The 18,889-nt window shown below is 49.1% G+C and carries 20 protein-coding genes; all 20 read left to right on the plus strand.

Annotated elements, in window-relative coordinates; all coding sequences use genetic code 11:
* Positions 1–107 precede the first annotated feature (107 nt).
* The 20 genes from JOE45_RS20825 (at position 108) to JOE45_RS20915 (ending at position 18,849) form a co-directional block, all read left to right on the plus strand.
* A complete protein-coding gene (locus JOE45_RS20825) occupies positions 108–1,670 on the plus strand; it encodes a benzoate-CoA ligase family protein (RefSeq protein WP_210022551.1) in 1,563 nt (520 codons plus the stop codon).
* Between the two features lie 107 nt (positions 1,671–1,777).
* Positions 1,778–2,656 carry a phenylacetic acid degradation operon negative regulatory protein PaaX gene (gene paaX / locus JOE45_RS20830; protein WP_210022550.1) on the plus strand — a complete coding sequence of 293 codons (879 nt, stop codon included), beginning with the start codon at positions 1,778–1,780 and terminating at the stop codon, positions 2,654–2,656.
* 36 nt (positions 2,657–2,692) lie between these two features.
* A complete protein-coding gene (locus tag JOE45_RS20835; protein WP_210022549.1) occupies positions 2,693–4,468 on the plus strand; it encodes an adenine deaminase C-terminal domain-containing protein in 1,776 nt (591 codons plus the stop codon).
* A 3-nt stretch (positions 4,469–4,471) separates the two neighbouring features.
* Positions 4,472–5,242 carry an enoyl-CoA hydratase/isomerase family protein gene (locus tag JOE45_RS20840; RefSeq protein WP_210022548.1) on the plus strand — a complete coding sequence of 257 codons (771 nt, stop codon included), beginning with the start codon at positions 4,472–4,474 and terminating at the stop codon, positions 5,240–5,242.
* A gap of 15 nt (positions 5,243–5,257) precedes the next feature.
* Positions 5,258–6,229: an MBL fold metallo-hydrolase gene (locus JOE45_RS20845; RefSeq protein WP_210022547.1), complete on the plus strand. Its 972-nt coding sequence runs from the start codon at positions 5,258–5,260 to the stop codon at positions 6,227–6,229.
* A gap of 82 nt (positions 6,230–6,311) precedes the next feature.
* Positions 6,312–7,547 carry an ABC transporter substrate-binding protein gene (locus JOE45_RS20850; protein WP_210022546.1) on the plus strand — a complete coding sequence of 412 codons (1,236 nt, stop codon included), beginning with the start codon at positions 6,312–6,314 and terminating at the stop codon, positions 7,545–7,547.
* A 46-nt stretch (positions 7,548–7,593) separates the two neighbouring features.
* Positions 7,594–8,460, plus strand: coding sequence for a branched-chain amino acid ABC transporter permease (locus tag JOE45_RS20855; protein ID WP_210022545.1), 867 nt, complete (start codon positions 7,594–7,596; stop codon positions 8,458–8,460).
* Positions 8,460–9,476, plus strand: a complete 1,017-nt coding sequence (locus tag JOE45_RS20860; RefSeq protein WP_210022544.1) for a branched-chain amino acid ABC transporter permease — start codon at positions 8,460–8,462, stop codon at positions 9,474–9,476. Before JOE45_RS20855 ends, JOE45_RS20860 begins: the two co-directional genes overlap by 1 nt.
* Positions 9,466–10,248, plus strand: a complete 783-nt coding sequence (locus JOE45_RS20865; RefSeq protein ID WP_210022543.1) for an ABC transporter ATP-binding protein — start codon at positions 9,466–9,468, stop codon at positions 10,246–10,248. The genes JOE45_RS20860 and JOE45_RS20865 overlap by 11 nt, the downstream gene beginning before the upstream one ends.
* A 1-nt stretch (position 10,249) precedes the next feature.
* Entirely contained in the window at positions 10,250–10,951 is a 702-nt protein-coding gene (locus JOE45_RS20870; protein WP_210022542.1) for an ABC transporter ATP-binding protein, read from the plus strand.
* Positions 10,952–11,141: 190 nt separating this feature from the next.
* Positions 11,142–12,122, plus strand: coding sequence for an MBL fold metallo-hydrolase (locus tag JOE45_RS20875; RefSeq protein ID WP_210022541.1), 981 nt, complete (start codon positions 11,142–11,144; stop codon positions 12,120–12,122).
* 125 nt (positions 12,123–12,247) lie between these two features.
* Positions 12,248–13,183 (plus strand): Phenylacetic acid catabolic protein, encoded by a 936-nt coding sequence (locus JOE45_RS20880; protein ID WP_210023539.1) that lies wholly within the window; start codon positions 12,248–12,250, stop codon positions 13,181–13,183.
* A 1-nt stretch (position 13,184) separates the two neighbouring features.
* Positions 13,185–13,511 carry a metal-sulfur cluster assembly factor gene (locus JOE45_RS20885; protein ID WP_210022540.1) on the plus strand — a complete coding sequence of 109 codons (327 nt, stop codon included), beginning with the start codon at positions 13,185–13,187 and terminating at the stop codon, positions 13,509–13,511.
* On the plus strand, positions 13,508–13,747 hold the full coding sequence (locus tag JOE45_RS20890; protein WP_210022539.1) for a hypothetical protein: 240 nt from the start codon (positions 13,508–13,510) through the stop codon (positions 13,745–13,747). Before JOE45_RS20885 ends, JOE45_RS20890 begins: the two co-directional genes overlap by 4 nt.
* Positions 13,740–14,381, plus strand: a complete 642-nt coding sequence (locus tag JOE45_RS20895) for a Phenylacetic acid catabolic protein (RefSeq protein ID WP_210022538.1) — start codon at positions 13,740–13,742, stop codon at positions 14,379–14,381. Before JOE45_RS20890 ends, JOE45_RS20895 begins: the two co-directional genes overlap by 8 nt.
* Complete coding sequence (locus JOE45_RS24295) at positions 14,371–14,535, plus strand: PaaD-like zinc ribbon domain-containing protein (protein ID WP_461479715.1); 165 nt, start codon at positions 14,371–14,373, stop codon at positions 14,533–14,535. Before JOE45_RS20895 ends, JOE45_RS24295 begins: the two co-directional genes overlap by 11 nt.
* A gap of 18 nt (positions 14,536–14,553) precedes the next feature.
* A complete protein-coding gene (locus JOE45_RS20900) occupies positions 14,554–15,411 on the plus strand; it encodes a 3-hydroxyacyl-CoA dehydrogenase NAD-binding domain-containing protein (RefSeq protein ID WP_210022537.1) in 858 nt (285 codons plus the stop codon).
* Positions 15,401–16,162, plus strand: a complete 762-nt coding sequence (locus JOE45_RS20905; RefSeq protein WP_210022536.1) for a 3-hydroxyacyl-CoA dehydrogenase family protein — start codon at positions 15,401–15,403, stop codon at positions 16,160–16,162. Before JOE45_RS20900 ends, JOE45_RS20905 begins: the two co-directional genes overlap by 11 nt.
* Positions 16,159–17,355, plus strand: coding sequence for a thiolase family protein (locus JOE45_RS20910; protein WP_210022535.1), 1,197 nt, complete (start codon positions 16,159–16,161; stop codon positions 17,353–17,355). The genes JOE45_RS20905 and JOE45_RS20910 overlap by 4 nt, the downstream gene beginning before the upstream one ends.
* 12 nt (positions 17,356–17,367) lie before the next feature.
* A complete protein-coding gene (locus JOE45_RS20915; RefSeq protein ID WP_210022534.1) occupies positions 17,368–18,849 on the plus strand; it encodes an aldehyde dehydrogenase family protein in 1,482 nt (493 codons plus the stop codon).
* Positions 18,850–18,889: the final 40 nt, after the last annotated feature.

Raw genomic sequence — 18,889 nt, forward strand, 5'->3', positions numbered from 1 at the left:
CTGGGAACTATAGAGACGACGATATCCGCTGCAGCTATTTGCTGATATTGTCGTTATTCCTTCAATCATGCGTTGAGTAACCCTGAATAAGAAGGTGTGATGTAACGATGGAATTGCGTGGAGTCGGTTCTTGCTATAACGCGGCTACCCGTTTTATCGATGACAATGTGAGCAATGGATTAGGTGACAAGGTAGCCGTTTATTATAAGGATCAGTACATGACCTACAAGCAGCTGCAGGATTCTGTTAATAAAGCAGGAAATGGGTTCAGAGAGCTTTCGGTCGAAATGGAGAATCGTGTGTTATTAGTATGCCATGATACTCCAGAGATTATCGCCGCATTCTATGGCGCAATTAAGATCGGAGCGGTTCCTATTCCGGTAAACACGATCATGTCGGCTGCCGATTATGAGTATTTTTTAAATAACAGCAGAGCGAAGGTGCTTGTGATTCATGAGGATCTTTGGCACAATATCCGCAGCTTGCGGGACCGGTTTATTTATCTGAAGCATGTCGTTGTGATTCATGACAGCGCTGTCAACGATACCGGCGTGATTGATTATCATGAGTGGATCCAGGCGGCTTCCCCTCAGTTGGAAGCAGTCCAAACGGGGCCAAGCGATTCGGCATTCTGGCTTTATAGCTCAGGAAGTACGGGGAAGCCTAAAGGCGTAATCCATTTGCAGCATGATATGGAGTGCGCATATGATGCCTACGCCAAACAGGTTCTCCAAATCAGGGAAGACGACATTACGTTTTCGGCTTCAAAGCTCTTTTTTGCCTACGGTTTAGGCAATGGGATGTATTTTCCGTTCGGTGCGGGAGCGTCGACCGTATTATTGCGTGAGCGTCCGAAACCGGAGACGGTGCTGGAAACCATTGAGAAGTATAAGCCGACCATCTTTTTTGGAGTACCTACGCTGTACGGCTCAATGATTGATTTGATCGAGCGTTCCGGCCAAACGTACGATCTGTCTTCTCTCAGGCTTTGCGTATCTGCAGGCGAAGCTTTACCAGCCCAATTCATTCAAAAGTGGAAGCAGTTGTTCGGAGTCGATATTCTTGACGGGATCGGATCTACAGAAGCGCTCCATATCTATATTTCCAATAGGGCAGGAGATATACGGGATGGAAGCACGGGCAAAATCGTTCCCGGTTATGAGGCCAAAATTGTGAATGAACTGGGTATGCCTTTACCTGCGGGTGAAACGGGCGATCTCCTTATTAAAGGGGAAAGTATCTCAAGCGCGTATTGGAACCTTCACGAGGAAAATTTGAAAAAATTTAACGGAGAATGGTTTCATACCGGTGATAAGTATTACATGGATGAAGAGGGCTACTTTTGGTACTGCGGACGTTCCGATGACATGATTAAAGTCGGCGGCATCTGGGTATCCCCTATCGAAGTTGAAAATGCTTTAATCCGTCATGAAGCGGTGCTGGAGGTCGCCGTGGTCGGCGCGAAGCTGGATAGCAACTTAGTTCAGCCCAAAGCTTATGTGGTGTTAAAAGCAGGGGTGGCCCCGTCGGACAGCTTAAAGCATGATCTGAAGGAGTTTTTGAAAAAAGAACTGGCTCCCTACAAATATCCAAGAATGGTTGAGTTCATCGATGAACTGCCTAAGACGGCATCCGGGAAAATCCAGCGATTCAAGCTTAGAATCAGCTAGATAAAGAATCCGGCCGCGACCGCTGTAATCTTGATATTTTCTGGAAACTGGCATAATCTAGTATCAGTGATTAACTATATAAACTATAGAAGGAGAACGGAAAAAGCATGAAACCCAGATCACTGATGTTTACATTGTACGGTGACTTTATTCAATATTACGGTGGGGAAGTTTGGATCGGAAGTCTGATCCGAATGATGGCTGAATTCGGAATTTCTGAATCGTCCGTCCGCGGCGCTACGCTGCGCATGGTGCAGCAGGATCTTTTTCAGGTGAGAAGAGTAGGGAATAAGAGCTATTACAGCTTGACTGACAAAGGAAAGCGCCGAATCGAGGATGGCGTTAGAAGGGTGTACTCAATCAAGAGCCACAAATGGGACGGCTTCTGGAGAATATTAACGTATTCCATGCCAGAAGAAAAACGCGACCTGAGAAACCAGGTCCGCAAGGAGTTAAGCTGGACGGGATTCGGAATGATTTCCAACAGCACATGGGTTAGCCCTAACCCCTTGGAAAGACAGATATTGGAAATGATTGAGACTTACGGATTAAAGGAATATGCCATGCTCTTTAGCTCCAGTTCTTTATTGTCTCATGACCAACAGTACATTATAGATAAAGGCTGGAATTTGAACAGCATTCAAGAAGATTACAATACGTTCATTGAGACGTACAGACCGAAGTACGAGCTGTTGAAAGAACGCGTTTGGAACGATTCTTTGACCAATCTGGAGGCTTTTGTAGAGCGAACATACCTTGTTCATTATTACAGAAAATTCCTATTTAATGATCCAGGCTTTCCCCAGGATCTTCTGCCCCATGATTGGAACGGGAACGAAGCGAGGGATTTGTTTTGGAACATGCACCAGCTGCTCTCGACGCTTTCGGTTAAATACTTTGAAAGCCTGTTTGAGCAAGCCCCGGACCGGGAACTTCAGGCTAAACGGGAGAAGGCAATCAATCCATTCGCAGAAATATATATTTAACCATAGGTTGAATATAAAAGCGAGGAGGAGCTTGCTTTGAAATCACATGCAAGGAGAGTTGAATTAATTGAAGTTGCACAAGGTCGCCGCCCTGCTGATCTGTTCATCAAGGGCGGCACGGTGATCAATGTGTACTCAGGCGAGTTTCTGCCGCAGCATGTGGCCATCTACAAGGACCGTATCGCCTATATCGGGAATAGTGAAGCGGCTATTGGGGAGCATACCAAGGTCATTCATGCCCAGGGAAAGTATGTATCACCAGGCTTTATCGAACCGCACGCACATCCTTGGGTTGTATACAACCCAATCAGTCATATGATGAAATCGCTTTCACTCGGGACAACTACGATTGTAAATGACAATCTGTTTTTTTATCTTTACATGGGAGCACGAGGGTTTAGAGCCATGCTGCAGGACCTCCGTGATTTACCGGGAAACAGCTTATGGGTCGTACGCCTTGTCTCGCAGGCGGAATACGCTGAAGAACGGAAGGAGTTTAACTCCAAGGACATCCGTTCTCTGCTTGATCTCGAAGAAGTCGTCGGTACGGCGGAGGTAACCCGTTGGCCGCTCTTGTATAAGGGTGATCCGTTTGTAATCGATTCGATCGAATATGCCAAACGTCTTGGTAAAATTTCCGATGGACATACGGCCGGCTGTTCCTATGAAAAATTGAACTCGATCGTAGCCGCCGGAATCAGTTCCTGCCACGAAGCGATTACAGCGGAAGAAGCACTGGATCGGCTGCGTTTAGGTATGTGGACGACACTTCGCAACAGCTCGCTGCGTCCGGATTTTCCGGAGATTATGAAGCTGGTTACAGAGCATAAAGTGAGCACGAATCGAATTTTGCTGACGACGGATGGACCGCACCCCGCTTTTATCGAGGAACAGGGCTCCGTCGATGGATTGCTGAGATCGGCGGTAGAGCTTGGATTGGCTCCTATGCAGGCGCTGCAAATGGCCACGATCAACCCGGCAACCTTCCTCGGCTTGGACCAAGAGCTTGGCGGAATCGCCCCTGCGCGTAGGGCAGACGTGCTGATCCTGCCGAACCTGGTTGATTTTCGTCCGGAGCTAGTGATCTCCGCAGGTAGAGTCGTAGCATCGGAAGGACAGCTGCTTGTATCTCCTCCGGTCATCGATTGGATGAAATATGTGGATAAACCGGCGTTCTCCATAGAACGATCATTCCTGCAGCAGCCGGACTTGTACCGTTATCCTCATACTTCTTCGGAGGAGCCTGTACCGGTCATTTATTTTCAAAGCAATGTCATAACCAAGAAAAAAGATACAGAGCTTCCCGTAGTGAACGGGTATGCCGACCTGTCAGGACAGTCGGGGCTGGTGATGGCTAATCTGATTGACAGGGAAGGACGATGGGTGACCAAAGGGATTATGGAACGATTTGCGGTAGAGCTCGATGGGATGGCTTCCACGTATAATACGACGACGCAATTGCTTGTCATCGGCAGAGATGCAGAGGCGATGGCTAAAGCGGCCGCACGAGTCCATGAAATGGGCGGCGGGATTGTCATTGTAGATCGTGGAGAAATCATTGTGGAGATACCGCTTCCGCTAGCCGGAATGATGACCACTGACCCTGAGTTTCACAAGGCGGTGGAGTATCAGGAGCTGCTGCTCTCCGAGCTGAAGCGAAGAGGATTTCCCTTCCATGACATCTTGTACACGCTTCTGTTCCTGACATGCGACTTCCTCCCCGGGCTGCGATTAATTCCTCTAGGTCTTTATGACGTGAAAGCCGGCGGGGTCATTAAACCGGCTGCAGCGCTGGCAACAGAAAGGGTGTAAACCATGAGCGAATATCAATGGATCGGCTTCTCGTCCGAAGAGAAGGTTGCCACTCTTGTATTACGAAGAGCCCCAGTGAATGTGATGCATATGGAAATGATGGAGGAAATTGTTCACGCTCTTTCCTCATTACACGGCAACGAACACTTGAATGCGCTAGTCATTCGTGCGGAAGGAAAAGTGTTTTCCGCAGGGGTTGCGGTGGAAGATCATATGGGCGATAAAACAGAGCCGATGATTCATTTGTTTCACCGTATGTTTCACTGTCTCGTCGACGTGCCTTGCCCGACGATTGCCGTGGTCGACGGCGCAGCGCTGGGAGGGGGCTGCGAGCTGGCTACGTTCTGCGATATCGTGCTGGCAAGCGAACGAGCCAAATTCGGTCAGCCGGAAATTCACCTGGCGCTGTTCCCTCCCGTATCCATCGTTACCTTCCCGTGGATGACCAGCTACAACAGAACGATGGAGCTTTTGTTGACGGGCGAGAGCATTAGCGCAGCCCAAGCTTATGAGTGGGGGCTTGTCAACCGTGTCGTTCCCCCTAACGAGCTTGACGACGCGCTGGAGAAGCTGCTGACGCAATTGCGTGCCAAAAGCGCTCTGGCTTTACGTTTAACGCGTAAAGCGGTCCGCGAAGCCATGTCCACTTCATTTGCCTCTGCAATCAAGCCAGTGGAACACATTTATTTAAGGGAACTGGTTCAATCCGCAGACGCGCAAGAAGGTCTGAAAGCGTTTTTGGAGAAGCGGCAGCCCGTTTGGCACAACAAATAGGGAGGCGCGCTTAAGATGGAGCAGATTAGAAACAATTTATTCCGAATACCGATTCCGGTTCCTTTTCCGATGAAGTACATCTATTGCTACCTGGCCGTGGATAAGCAGGGGGTGGTCATGATCGATGTGGGGTTTAACGATCAGGCCGCACAGGAGGCATGGAAGCAGGCATTTACCGAGCTGAAGCTTCAGCCCAGAGATATAAAGGTGATTTACCTCACACATTTTCATCCGGATCATTTTGGACTTGCGGGATGGATGCAGGAATTGACCGGCGCACCGGTCTACATCAGTGAACCGGATATGGCGATGGTGGATAGAGCGTGGAGAAACGACGACGTTCAAGCGCAGCTTGTCGGGCGGATGGCCAAAGACAATGGCGTACCTGATCTATTAGCGGAGCAAATCGTTGAACATATGTTGAAGCTCCACAATCACGTGCTGCCCCTGCCTGAGCTCAGGCCGTTAACGATGACTGAGGTAAGGCTCGGCGATGAGCTGTGGCAGGTGATCCCGACACCGGGACACAGTGACGGGCATCGTTGCTTGTATCAACCAGAGAGCCGGCTGCTGCTGGCCGGGGATCATATTTTGGATAAAATTACGCCGAATATCAGCTTGTGGCCAGGAGGCCGGCCTAATCCCTTACAGGATTATGTTCAATCGCTGCAGCAAACGGCGGCGCTCGATATTTCCCTGGCGCTCCCTGCGCACGGCAAGCTGATCGATAACGTTCCCCAGCGGGTAACGGAATTGTTGGAGCATCACGAACAACGGTTAGAGCAGATGCGGGTGCTCGCAAAGCAAGGGAGGACCGCATATGAAGTGGCTTCCGATGTATTCCGGCATAAAGAGCTATCGCCGCACCAGTGGCGGTTTGCCATGGCGGAGACTTTAGCTCATCTGGAGTGTCTTACGTTTCAAGGAAAGCTGAATAAAAGCCAAGACGGTCAAATCTGGATCTACACTCAAAGCAATCAAAACTAAATGTTTCTAATCATATCCCATTGCAACTAGATTTTTTTCCTTCCGAGTTCCATATTTTATAAAAATATAGAGGTGATCAAGGATGAGAAAATTAAAAGGGAGTTTTATGATTGCTTTGGCTTTGTGTTTGGCATTTGTTACTGCATGTGGTCAGTCATCAGGAACTACAGGCGGAAGCAGTACCCCCGCTGAAGGTGATGCTTCAACTTCTCCCGCAAACGGTAAGGAGTCAGTAAAAGTAGGAGCTATTTTGCCTTATTCGGGTGTTTACGCTTCGTTGGGGGAGAATCTGACCCGAGGTATGGAGCTATATTTTGAAAGTGTGAATTGGGAAGCCGGAGGACGAAAAATTACACTCATTAAAGAAGATGAAGAGAATGATCCGCAAGGTGCGCTGCGCAAACTGCGCAAGCTGGTGGAAAAAGACAATATCGACATTTTGACCGGTCCGGTAAGTACGGCCGTTGCTTATGCCTTGCGCGATGAAGTCGACAGCAAGAAGCTGCCTTTTCTTGTTTCTCATGCAGGCGGTAATGACTTAACCAGAACCAAACGCAGCGATTACATCTGGCGTTCCTCGTTCAGCTCCTGGCAAATCGGCAACTCGATGGGGAAATATGCATATGATCACATAGCCAAAAAGATTTATGTAACCGCTGCCGATTATGCCTTTGGTAAAGAGGTAGCGGGTGCTTTCAAAGAAGCGTTCACGGCTGCAGGCGGTGAAATTGTAGGCGAAGTGTATCCGCCTCTTGGCTCCAATGACTACGCTTCTTATTTAACGCAAATCAAAGGTAAAAAACCGGAAGCCGTCTATGCTTTCTTCGCAGGAGCCGACGCCGTACGTTTTGTCAAACAGTATGAGCAGTACGGTTTAAAAGGACAAATTCCGCTGATCGGCTCCGGATGGCTGAATGCGGAGGACATTCGACCTGAACAAGGCAATTCTCCGGAAGGAATCATCAGCACGATGTTCTGGGATTATCATCTCGATACGCCGGAGAACAAAGCGTTCGTTACGGCTTATGAGAAGAAGTACAATGCGCGTCCAAGTATCGAATCGGTAGAAGGGTATGACGCCGCACGTGTCATTGTCGAAGCCTTGAAAAGCTTGGACGGCGACACGTCCGACAGGCAAAAAGTTTCTCAAGCCATCGGTAAGGTTCAATTCACAAGTCCGCGCGGGCCGATCAAATTCGATCAGGAGACGCATCATGTTATTCAAACGTTATACCTGATCAAGACGGAAGTACAGAATGGCAAGACGGAGAACAAGGTTGTAGAGACGATCGGGGAAATTAAAGATCCAGGGAAGTGACGGGGAGGCCTTGTTGGCCCGCTTCCCATGAAGGAGAGGGATTGTCTTGGATATTATAGCTATACAGCTGGTCAACGGGTTGTCATATGGGTTGCTCCTTTTCATGATCACAAGCGGATTATCGTTAATTTTTGGAATCATGGGCGTATTGAATTTGGCCCATGGTTCGCTCTACATGATAGGGGCCTATATGGCCCTTAGCATTACCCAGCATATTGCCCCAAACTTTATTTATGCGCTGTTTCTGGCTCCGATATTCGTCGCCGTGATAAGCTTTTTGCTTGAAATTTGTCTATTGCGCCCAACCTATAAGCTAGGGCACCTGTCACAAGTGCTTCTGACCTTCGGAGTAGCATATATTCTTCACGATCTCGTGCGGTTAATCTGGGGCGCAAACGTCAAATCCTTGCCGCTTCCCCCATGGTTAAGCGGCTCTGTCGAATTGTTCGGTCAGACGTTCCCTCTCTATCGCTTACTGATCATGGGCTTCGGTCTGCTGCTTGCTGCCGTCATGTGGTATCTGCAGGAAAAAACCAGGTGGGGAGCGATTATTCGCGCAGGCTTAAGCAATCGGGAAATGGTCAGCGGGCTTGGGATTAACATTAAAATCGTATTTTCCGTCGTCTTCGCGATCGGAGGCTTGCTGGCGGGACTGGGCGGTGTGGCCGCAGGTCCGATCCTTGGGCTCTATCTGGGGATGGAATTCGAGGTGCTCATCCTTGCGCTTGTCATTCTGGTGGTAGGCGGACTCGGCTCCATTACTGGGACCTTGCTTGCCGGCTTGATCGTCGGAGTTGTTGAAACGTTCGGTAAGGTCATGTTCCCGCAGTTGAGTTTGTTAATTATTTTTGGCCTGATGGCCCTCGTTCTGGTAGTAAAGCCTACCGGAATGTTAGGAAAGCAGGTGCATTGATGGCAGGATTGAACACGAAGTCGATTGCTTATTTAGGCCTTCTGCTTGTACTGTGCATCGTTCCATTTGGATTAACCAACTATTTTCTCAGCATTTTGGTCGAAATATTAATTTTGGGTATTTTTGCGCTCAGCTTAAATATCTTAGTAGGTTACACGGGGCTGGTATCGCTCGGTCATGCGGCATTTTTCGGCGTCGGAGCGTATACCTCAAGTCTGATTGCGATTCATTATACTTCGAATGTATTCGTCACTTTGTTTGCGGGGATCGTTCTATCGTTGATTATGGCCTGTATTATCGGTTTCTTCTGCAATCGGGTCAACGGATTTTATTTTTTGATGCTCACCCTCGCTTTTTCACAAATGTTTTACGCGCTTGTTTATCGATGGAGCAGCCTAACCAAAGGGGATAACGGATTATCCGGTATCCCAAAGCCTTCTCTGTGGGCCAATGGGGTTCTGGATAGCCCGATCGCATTTTATTTCTTTATCCTGGTTATTTTTACGATCGTTTTCATCGGTTTGAGAGTGATTTTGCAATCACCACTTGGCCAAATTTTTGTGGGGATCAGGGAGAATGAAACCCGGGTCAGAGTGATGGGCTACAACACGACGATCTACAAAAATATTTCCTTCATTCTCGCAGGAGGAATAGGGGGATTGGCGGGAAGCCTCTATGCCTTTTTCAACGGATTTATTTCCCCAAAAGATATTTATTGGACGATGTCCGGAGAAGTTCTCATTATGGTCCTGGTCGGTGGAGCCGGAACGTTGATCGGTCCTGTGCTGGGAGCGGCGTTCATCGTCATCCTCGAGACGTTTGTCAGCTCATATACGGATTTATGGATGCTCATTGTTGGCATTACGTTCATCCTATTCGTCATTTTCATCCCGAAGGGAATTGTCAGTATCGGGTCCTTGTGGAGAACCCGGAAAATCGCCAATAAGGGACAGACAAAGGAGAAAGAGAAAGAGTTGAAAGTCAGGATGAATGGGGTGATTCAAGATGAGAAATGAAGCTCATTTCATAGTGGAGGACCCTGCTTTGCGTGTGGAAGGGATAGGCAAGCGCTTTGGCGGTCTGGAGATTTTGAAGGATATTTCCTTCGAGGTTAGTCAAGGCGAAAGGCGTGCGTTCATCGGGCCGAACGGGGCCGGGAAATCAACGCTGTTCAACATGATTGCCGGAGATTTAGCTGCATCAAGCGGGAATATTTACTATTTCAATGAGAATATTTCACGGGTACCTAACCATCAACGGGTCAGAAAAGGCATGGTAAGGACTTTTCAAAAAAGCAACCTGCTGCAAGAGCTGTCCGTTCTGGATAACCTGCTGCTGGTTTTGCAGGTGAAGTTTGGGCTTCATCATGTATGGCTTCGCCGAAGAACTACCGGACAATTCCCTGAGCTGTATAACCGGGCTGAGCAGCTTCTGGACACCTGGGGGCTTGCTGACCGGAAGGACACCTTGGTCAAGAAGCTGTCCTACGGAGAGCAAAGGCAAGTGGAGATTGTGCTGGGCATTGCGACGGAGCCCAAGGTATTGCTGCTCGATGAACCGACCGCAGGCATGTCCAATACGGAAACACAGCATATTCTGAAGCTGCTTCAAAATATGCCCAGAGACCTGACTTTGCTGATCATCGAGCATGATATGGAGGTTGTGTTCGGGCTGGCTGACCGCGTTTCGGTATTGTATAACGGCGGCATTCTGCTGGAAGGCGATCCTCAGATGATTAAGACGGACCCTAGAGTATACGAAATTTATTTTGGAAAGGAGGGGGCGTGAGATGCTGCAGGTAGAAAATATCCATTCTTATTATGGGGACAGCCATGTGCTGCAGGGTGTTTCCGTGAACGTCAAAAAAGGCTCGCTATCTGTACTGCTGGGCCGCAACGGTATGGGGAAAACGACGACCATCCGCTCCATTATCGGCTTCACTCCTCCAAGGCAAGGGAAAATCTGGTTTCAAGGAAACGAAATTCAGAAGCTGCCTTCTTATCGGGTAGCTCAGCTGGGAATCGGTTTAGTACCGCAGGGGAGGGGGGTGTTTCCTAATCTTACGGTGAAGGAAAATCTGCTCATCGCCGCCCGGAACAGCTCCAAAAGAGGTTGGACATTAGACAAAATTTACGAGCTGTTCCCCCGTCTGAAGGAACGGGCGTCCTCTATGGGAGGAAACCTAAGCGGAGGTGAGCAGCAAATGCTGACCATCGGCCGTGCGTTAATGACTAATCCTGATTTATTGCTGTTGGATGAACCATCGGAGGGGCTGTCGCCGTTGATGGTACAGGAAGTCGAGAACATTATCTCCATGCTGAAGCAGGAAGGCCTTTCTATGCTGATGGTTGAGCAAAATATTTCCATGGCTTTACATGTTGCCGATTGGGTGTATGTCATGTGCAAGGGGGAAGTCGTGTTCGACGGAACTCCTGATGATTTGAAGCAGAATGAAGAGGTGAAGCTGAAGTATTTAGGCATGAGCCACTAATCGGAAACAGGTACGTAGGGCGCCGTTCACTTGAGCATCCGAACAGCTGGATGGAATTGTGGAGATTGCCAAGACGACTGCCGATTTAGCGGAGCATGCGGAAATACTTCATAAGTTATCTGAATTTAGTGCGGTGGAGTAAGTTGTGCTATGCTCTAAACAGAGTGAATGTAAAGGAAGTATATAACCCATGAATAAAATAGAAAAAAACGGAAGCACAGTATATCCTATCACGGTTCCGACGCCTTATGACGTTGGAGATGTGAATATGTATTTACTAGAAGCGAACGGTGCTCTCACGTTAATCGATGCGGGTATTGATACCGATGAATGCTGGGATGCGTTCATGCTGACATTGACGAACAACGGTTATTCCCTTAGCGATCTTTCACAAATATGGATCACTCATAACCATCAGGATCATATCGGATTGATTAACCGGATAACGACGCTTAGGCAGATGCCGGTTTACGCTCATCAGGAGTCGATTCCCCGATTAACGAGAGATCCCGAATTTTTGTCCATGCGCATTCGTTTCTTTGACCAGTTGTATCGCGAGATGGGCTGCGGTGCGGCAGGGGAGCAGCATATTCTTAAGCTTCAAGAGGCCAGGCGCCGCAATGATCAATTCAAAATCGTTACGGAAATCACTTCACTCTCTGATTCCGATGATATCGGAGGTTTTCAGGTGATGGAGGTTCCCGGACATGCTCCAGATCACATTGCTTTTTGGGATGCACAAAGAAAATTGTTGTTTGCCGGGGATCATCTGCTGAGGCATATTTCCAGCAATGCATTTATTGAGCCCGATCTGGAAGGAAACCGGAAGCTTACCTTGGTAGAATACGCCCATTCTTTAAAAAAATGTTTGTTCCTAGACATGGATACCGTATTCCCGGGGCATGGGGAACTTATTCGTGACTCCAAGGATCTAATTGACATGAGATTAACCCGAATGGGGCAAAAAGCAGAGAAAATACGAAGCATGATTCAAAGTGGCGGATCAACGGCCTATGAGCTTGCTCAAAGCTATTATCCAACCAAATATGTAACCGTCTTTGCTCCCGTCATGTCCGAAATTATCGGCATGTTGGATTATTTAGAATCGCACGACCGTATTCAAAAGATGCAGAGAAACGGCATCTGGTATTATGAGCAAAAATCCTCTTAAGTAAGCGTGAAGCCTTATTTAAGGGGATTTTTTTATTGGCCAAAATCATCTTGACAGCAAAAAAACAATATTATATTATTACGTTAAACAAACGAAAAACAAAAAAACGTAATGAGGTGACAAGCATGCAGCAATCTACATTGTTAAAAGAAAAGGTCAATGCGGGATTCATGGTCGAACGGATAGAGGATATGGATGAGGAATATCTCAAAGCTTTGAAGCAAACGCTGATGATCGTCGGCGATACGGAACTGCTTAGCGTACCTCCTTTGTTAACCGTTTACAAACAAGCGCCTACGCTGAATAACAAAATTACGGCACTGGCTATTATGCAGGATGAAATCGGCCATGCACACATCGCTTATCGTTTATTAAAGGATCTTGGCGTTGATGTGAATGAGCTGCTTTACGAACGGCCGGCGAATAAATGGAAAAATCCATACGCTTTTGATTTCAAGCTGTCAAACTGGATTGAATTGGGTGTCTTTAATTCCCTGTTCGACCGCGCAGGTTACACGCTCCTTGGAGATGCGCACGAATTTACGTCCTACGGCCCATGGAAGCGAGCGTTGGTCAAAGTGGATAAAGAGGAACTGTTCCACCTTCGCAACGGGGAAATCATTATGAAGGCGGCTATGGATAATCCGGAAACCAGCAAACAAGTGCAGGAAGCGGTGGATTGGATGTTCTTGATGGGACTGGAGTTCTTCGGTGTAGCGGATGAACTGAAAAGCCGCTCGGCGCAGCTGGATTACAGACTCAAAGGCAGATCGAACGATGAGCTTAGGCAAAAATGGCTTTCAACCGCAGTTCCCTTCTGTGAATCGATTGGGGTTAAGGTGCCGGCCCGGTTGGACGAGAAAACGCAAAAGTACGAGATCACGGTTCCATTCCCTTGTAAATTTGATATTGAGAACAAAAAATGGCTGCTGGACCAACCGGATACATGGAACGGCGTCATTGAAAGATTCAAAAAGAGAGGCCCGCAAAATGTGGAGTTCGTAGCACGTATCCAGGAAGGTGCCCACAAGATGGCGGCGCTTCGTAAAGAGGTGGGATAACATGCAGGACGTGAAGCAGGAAGTCAAGCGTTATTGGGAAGCGTTGAAGGAGGTTATGGATCCCGAATTTCCCGTTAGCGTCGTTGATATGGGGCTTATTTACGAGATTGAAGAAACGGATGCGGTTATCTCCGTGACCATGACGTACACGGCCGTTTCCTGCGCCTGTATGGAATGGATTGAAGCGGATATTAAAAAAAGGCTGCTGCAAGAGCCGGGCGTGCAGGAAGTGCAAATCAATGTCGTATGGAATCCGCCATGGACCGTTGATCGCTTAAGCCCGGAAGCGCGGGAAAGAATGAAAAAATGGGGGGTCAGCGCCCGATGAGCCAAGCAGGGAACCGTTATGAATATGAAGTGTATACGCGTATCAAAAGAGGCGACAACCTGATCCATGTCGGAACGGTTGAAGCCCCGACGGAAGAATTAGCCAAGGTATACGCGGGTTACATCTATGACGAGGAAGATTGGGTTGAAATGTGCATCATCCGCAGGGATAACATCAAGTGGGTAATCCAGCCGGAGGGGTTATTCGTTAAAGAAGGAGCAGTGCGCCATGGGTGACAAAACAGTCGGCTTGACCTTATTTATCGAAACTATCGAAACGATAGCGGATAATAAATATGTTTTGGGAGACTTGCTGGTCGAGATCGGAGTCAGCGGGCCGGATCTTGAAGCGACGCTTTCCATGATTGCGATGGCTCAAGGGGAGCTCGGACACGCAAGGCTGCTGTATAACTGGGCATTCGATTTGAAAGGAACCAAGAAACAGGAAATCGAACGGCAAACAGGTAAAGCCTTTGCATCGGTGGTTGCCGTGAATAGCTGGATTGACTTAATCGGGTCTTTGTATGTGGTGAATGTTGGGCTTGAGCTTGCGCTCAAAGCGATGCTGGATGGACGCCATGCCGATGTGGTTAACCGCATCAACAAGCTGCTGAAGGAACAAAAAGAGCACATTATATACTCCCGAGGTTGGGTAGAGCAGCTTTTGAACGACCAAGGAGCAGTTCCACGAAAAATAGACGAAAGTATAAAAAAGGTAACAACGGAAGTTCGGTCATGGCTGAAATCATTAGAAGATTCCGCTGCATTAGTGGAAGAGGGCTACCTCAAGGCCGGCGTCAACCTTACGGATCCATTTCAGTCGAAGCTTGCCAGTTTGCAGATACAAAGGGCTGAATCCGATGCCGTCTAAAGATGAACAACAACCGCATTGTTCCTTTTGCAATTCGACGAATGTCGTGCTGTTATCCCGCTTTGGTACCGCGCAGCTGGTCAGGCAATATTACTGTAATGACTGCCGCAGCGCTTTTGAATATATCCGATGGCAAAGTGAGAATGCCGAGTAACGTGAGGTGTAAAGCCCGATGAAGGTTCAGACAGTCGGAGTGATTGGTTCAGGCACGATGGGGGCCGGTATTGCGCAAGTCATTAGCCAAAACGGCTTTAGCGTTTTGCTTTACGATATTAACGAAGAAATGGTTCAACGTTCCTTATCGCGAATTCATTCTCAAATTGATAAATTATTCGAAAAAGGGAAGCTGACAGAGTCTGAGTCACAAGGCATAAAAATAAGACTTCGAACCACCGTTCAGCTAGCCGATCTGCAGGTGTGCCAAATTGTCATCGAAGCGGCTCCGGAGAAAATGGAAGTTAAGCGCAATATTTTCCAGGAGTTAGACCCATATTGTTCGAAGGAAACGATATTGGCTACGAATACGTCATCCTTCTCCATCACTGAAATTGCAGGGTTCACGAATCAACCGGAGCGGGTTGCAGGATTGCATTTTTTCAACCCCGCGACCTTAATGCCGCTAGTTGAGGTGATCAGTGGACTGCGAACCAGTGAGGCCACGATGGAGAGCCTAGCGAATTTTGCCCGGAGCATCAACAAGAGCCCGGTAACGTGTAAGGATACCCCGGGATTCATTGTTAATCGGATCGCACGTCCCTACTATAATGAAGCGTTACGGATTATGGGGGATCAGATGGCATCCGCGGCACAGATCGACCGAATTATGACCAAAGCAGGGAAGTTCCGTATGGGTCCCTTTGAATTGCAGGATATGATCGGTGTGGATATTAATTTCTCCACAACGGAATCTTTACACCAAGGATTTTTCGGCGATGCTCGCTTCCGCCCTCATTACTACCAACAAAGAATGGTGCAATCGGGACAGCTGGGGAGAAAGTCGGGGGGAGGGTACTACGAGTATGACAAATAAGCAGGTTGTCTCCGTTGTAGGAACCAATTTGCTTGCCGACGCTCTGAGGAAGCAGCTAAGTTCCATGAAGGGAGTGGAGGTCCTTGATTTTCAAGAGGCGAAGACGCGTTCCATACCGCTCCATATCGTGATAGAAACATCGAACCTGGAGCTTGCGGAGAAAAAAGCGAGGCTTCAGAACATGGAAAAGTACATTGCCAGCGATACGCTGATTTTGTCCTCGGTACTGGGCGTTACAGCGACTCAAGCGGCCTCATGGCTGTCTCATCCTTCCCGTCTTGTAGGCTTTGCGGCGTTTGCCAACTTGGAACAAACGGAATTGATCGAGCTGTGCGCGGCGCTTCAGACGGATGCCGGGTATGCCAAACAAGCGGAAGCCTTCATTACTGCCATCGGCAAAGAAACGGAATGGGTTGAAGACGAAGTCGGATTGGTATTCCCACGTATATTGTCGATGATTGTGAATGAAGCCGCGTTTGCGTTGATGGAGAAAATCTCCTCGGCAGAAGAGATCGATACGGCTATGCGTAAAGGAACGAATTATCCGATGGGGCCGTTAGCTTGGGCGGATGAGGTCGGATTGGATGACATTTATGCCGTGTTGTCCGGACTGCACCGTGACTTAGGCGAGGATCGTTACCGGCCTGCTCCTATCTTACGGAAGCTCGTTCACGCCGGATGGCTGGGCCAAAAGACAGGCAGAGGATTTTACACCTATGCTAATCAAGATGCGAAGGAGACGTTCGTATGAGGGAGGCCGTCATTGTTGACGCTTTGCGTACCCCGATCGGTAAGTATAACGGATCGCTGCAGAATGTGCGTCCAGATGATCTTGCGGCAGCGGTCATCCGCGAATTGTTCAAGAGAAATCCCCTCGATCCTTCCCTGGTGGAGGATGTGTTCTTCGGCTGTGCCAATCAGGCGGGGGAAGATAACCGCAACGTCGCCCGTATGGCCGTCTTGCTCTCAGGGATGCCAAAGTCGGTACCCGGAGTCACCGTTAATCGGTTATGCGCTTCCGGATTGGAGGCGATTAACCAAGCGGCCGCGGCAATCCACTCGAACATCGGCGATATTTTTATCGCGGGCGGTACGGAAAGTATGTCCCGTGCGCCTTACGTGATGCTGAAGCCGAATTTGAGCGGTGAACGGGGCAACCAGACCCTGTATGATACCACGCTGGGCTGGCGTATGGTGAACTCTAAACTGGCGGAGCAATATCCTCCGATCAGCTTGGGTGAGACGGCGGAGAATGTGGCCGAGCGCTACGGGATAACCCGCGAAGAGCAGGATGAATTTGCTTTATCCAGCCAGCTCAAAGCGCAGGCGGCGATCGAAAGCGGACGGTTCAAGAGCGAGATTGTTCCGATGGAAATCAAGCAGGGCAAACAAACCGTTGTGTTTGATACGGACGAACATCCGAGGGCGGATACGACCTTGGAGAAGCTCGCTCAGCTCAAACCGGCGTTTAAAACAAATGGAAGCGTTACCGCTGGGAATTCCTCGGGCATCAACGACGGCGCAAGCGCCCTGCTGATCATGGAGAGACAGACCGCTGAGCGATTGGGCTTGACCCCGATCGCCAAAATTGTGACCTGGGCGGCATCCGGAGTCGATCCGGCCTATATGGGGATCGGTCCGATTCCCGCAGTAACCAAAGTATTGAAGAAAGCAAACCTGACGGTAAGCCAGTTGGATCTGATTGAAGTGAATGAAGCGTTCGCTTCTCAATCGGTCGCTTGTGCCAAGGAGCTTGGTTTTGATATGAACAAAGTCAATGTGAACGGGGGAGCGATCGCTTTAGGACATCCTCTTGGATGCAGCGGCGCCCGGATCGTGACCACGTTGGTACATGAAATGACTCGCACCGATTGCCGCTATGGTTTGGCCACCATGTGTATTGGGGTAGGACAGGGACTCGCCACGGTTATCGAAAAACTATGAGGAGGACTACCGATGTTGAAGGAATATTATCCGCTCTTTATTAACGGCAAATGGGAAGACAGCAGCAATGGCGAGGTATTTGAAACGCATAATCCCGCTACGGGAGAAGTTATTGCGAAAGTGGCAAAAGCGACGAAGGCAGACGTGGACAAAGCGGTGGCCGCAGCCCGTGATGCGTTTGAGAACGGCAAGTGGTCGAAGTTCTCCGCAACTAGGCGCGCCCGGGTGTTGAATAAAATCGCCGAGCTTCTGCGCGGCCGATTCAATGAATTGGTCCAATTGGAAGTGCTGAACAGCGGCAAGACGGTAGATGCCGCGAAGGGGCAAATCACTCAAGCGATTGAAGACTTTGAATTTTACGCCGCAGCCGCCATCACCCAAGGCGGGCAAGTGAATCAGGTGCCTAACGGATTTTTTAACTATACGGTTAAGGAACCGGTGGGTGTATGCGGACAAATCATCCCATGGAACTATCCGTTCATGATGGCAGCGTGGAAAGTGGCGCCTGCACTGGCAGCAGGATGTACGGTGGTGCTCAAGCCGGCCAGTTTCACTCCGATTACGGCATACGCTCTGGCAGAGGTTTGCCATGAAGCGGGAGTTCCCGAGGGGGTTGTGAACGTTCTTACCGGCAGCGGCTCGGAGATCGGACCTTACATGACGGAGCATCCGGGTATCGACAAGATCGCCTTCACCGGCGAAACGGAGACGGGAAAAGACATCATGGCCCGCGCGTCCGTGACGTTGAAACGGGTGACGCTGGAGCTGGGCGGCAAATCTCCGAACCTCGTATTTGAGGATTGCGATATCGATGGTGCTGTTGACGGCTCTCTGTACGGTATTTTCTATAACACAGGCCAATCCTGTGAAGCCCGTTCCCGGCTGTTCGTCCATGAATCCATCTATGACAAGTTCATGGAGAAGTTCATTGAAAAGGCGAAGAAAATCCGCGTCGGCGATCCGTTTGCTGAGGGAGTGCACATGGGAGCGGTCATCTCCGCAAGCCATGAAAAAGTGATTGACGGCTATGTGAAGCTGGCTGTGGAAGAAGGAGCCGAGGTGCTTTATGGCGGTAAACGTCCTGAAGGCCCGGAGTATGACAAGGGACATTGGTATATGCCTACGATTATCGGCAATGTCCGCAATGACATGAGAGTAGCACAAGAGGAAATTTTCGGTCCGGTCGTTGTCGTGATGAAGTTCAGCGATGAGAAAGAAGTGATCCGACAGGCGAATGATTCCATCTTCGGACTGGGATCCGCGGTTTGGACCAAGGATCATGGAAGAGCGCACCGGGTTGCTGCAGCTATGCGGGCAGGGATTGTGATGGTCAACTCTCCGATCTCCGCATTCCCGGGTACGCCGTTCGGCGGATACAAACAATCCGGCTTTGGCCGGGAGCTCTCTCTCGAAACGATGAATTTGTACACGGAGACCAAGAGTGTAGTCTCTTATGTAGGAAGCCGGCCGCTCAATCTATTCGGAATTCAGTAAATCCAAATAAAAATCCAAACCAACCTTAGGAGGAATCCCT

This window comes from Paenibacillus sp. PvR098 (assembly GCF_017833255.1).
GTDB lineage: Bacteria > Bacillota > Bacilli > Paenibacillales > NBRC-103111 > Paenibacillus_G.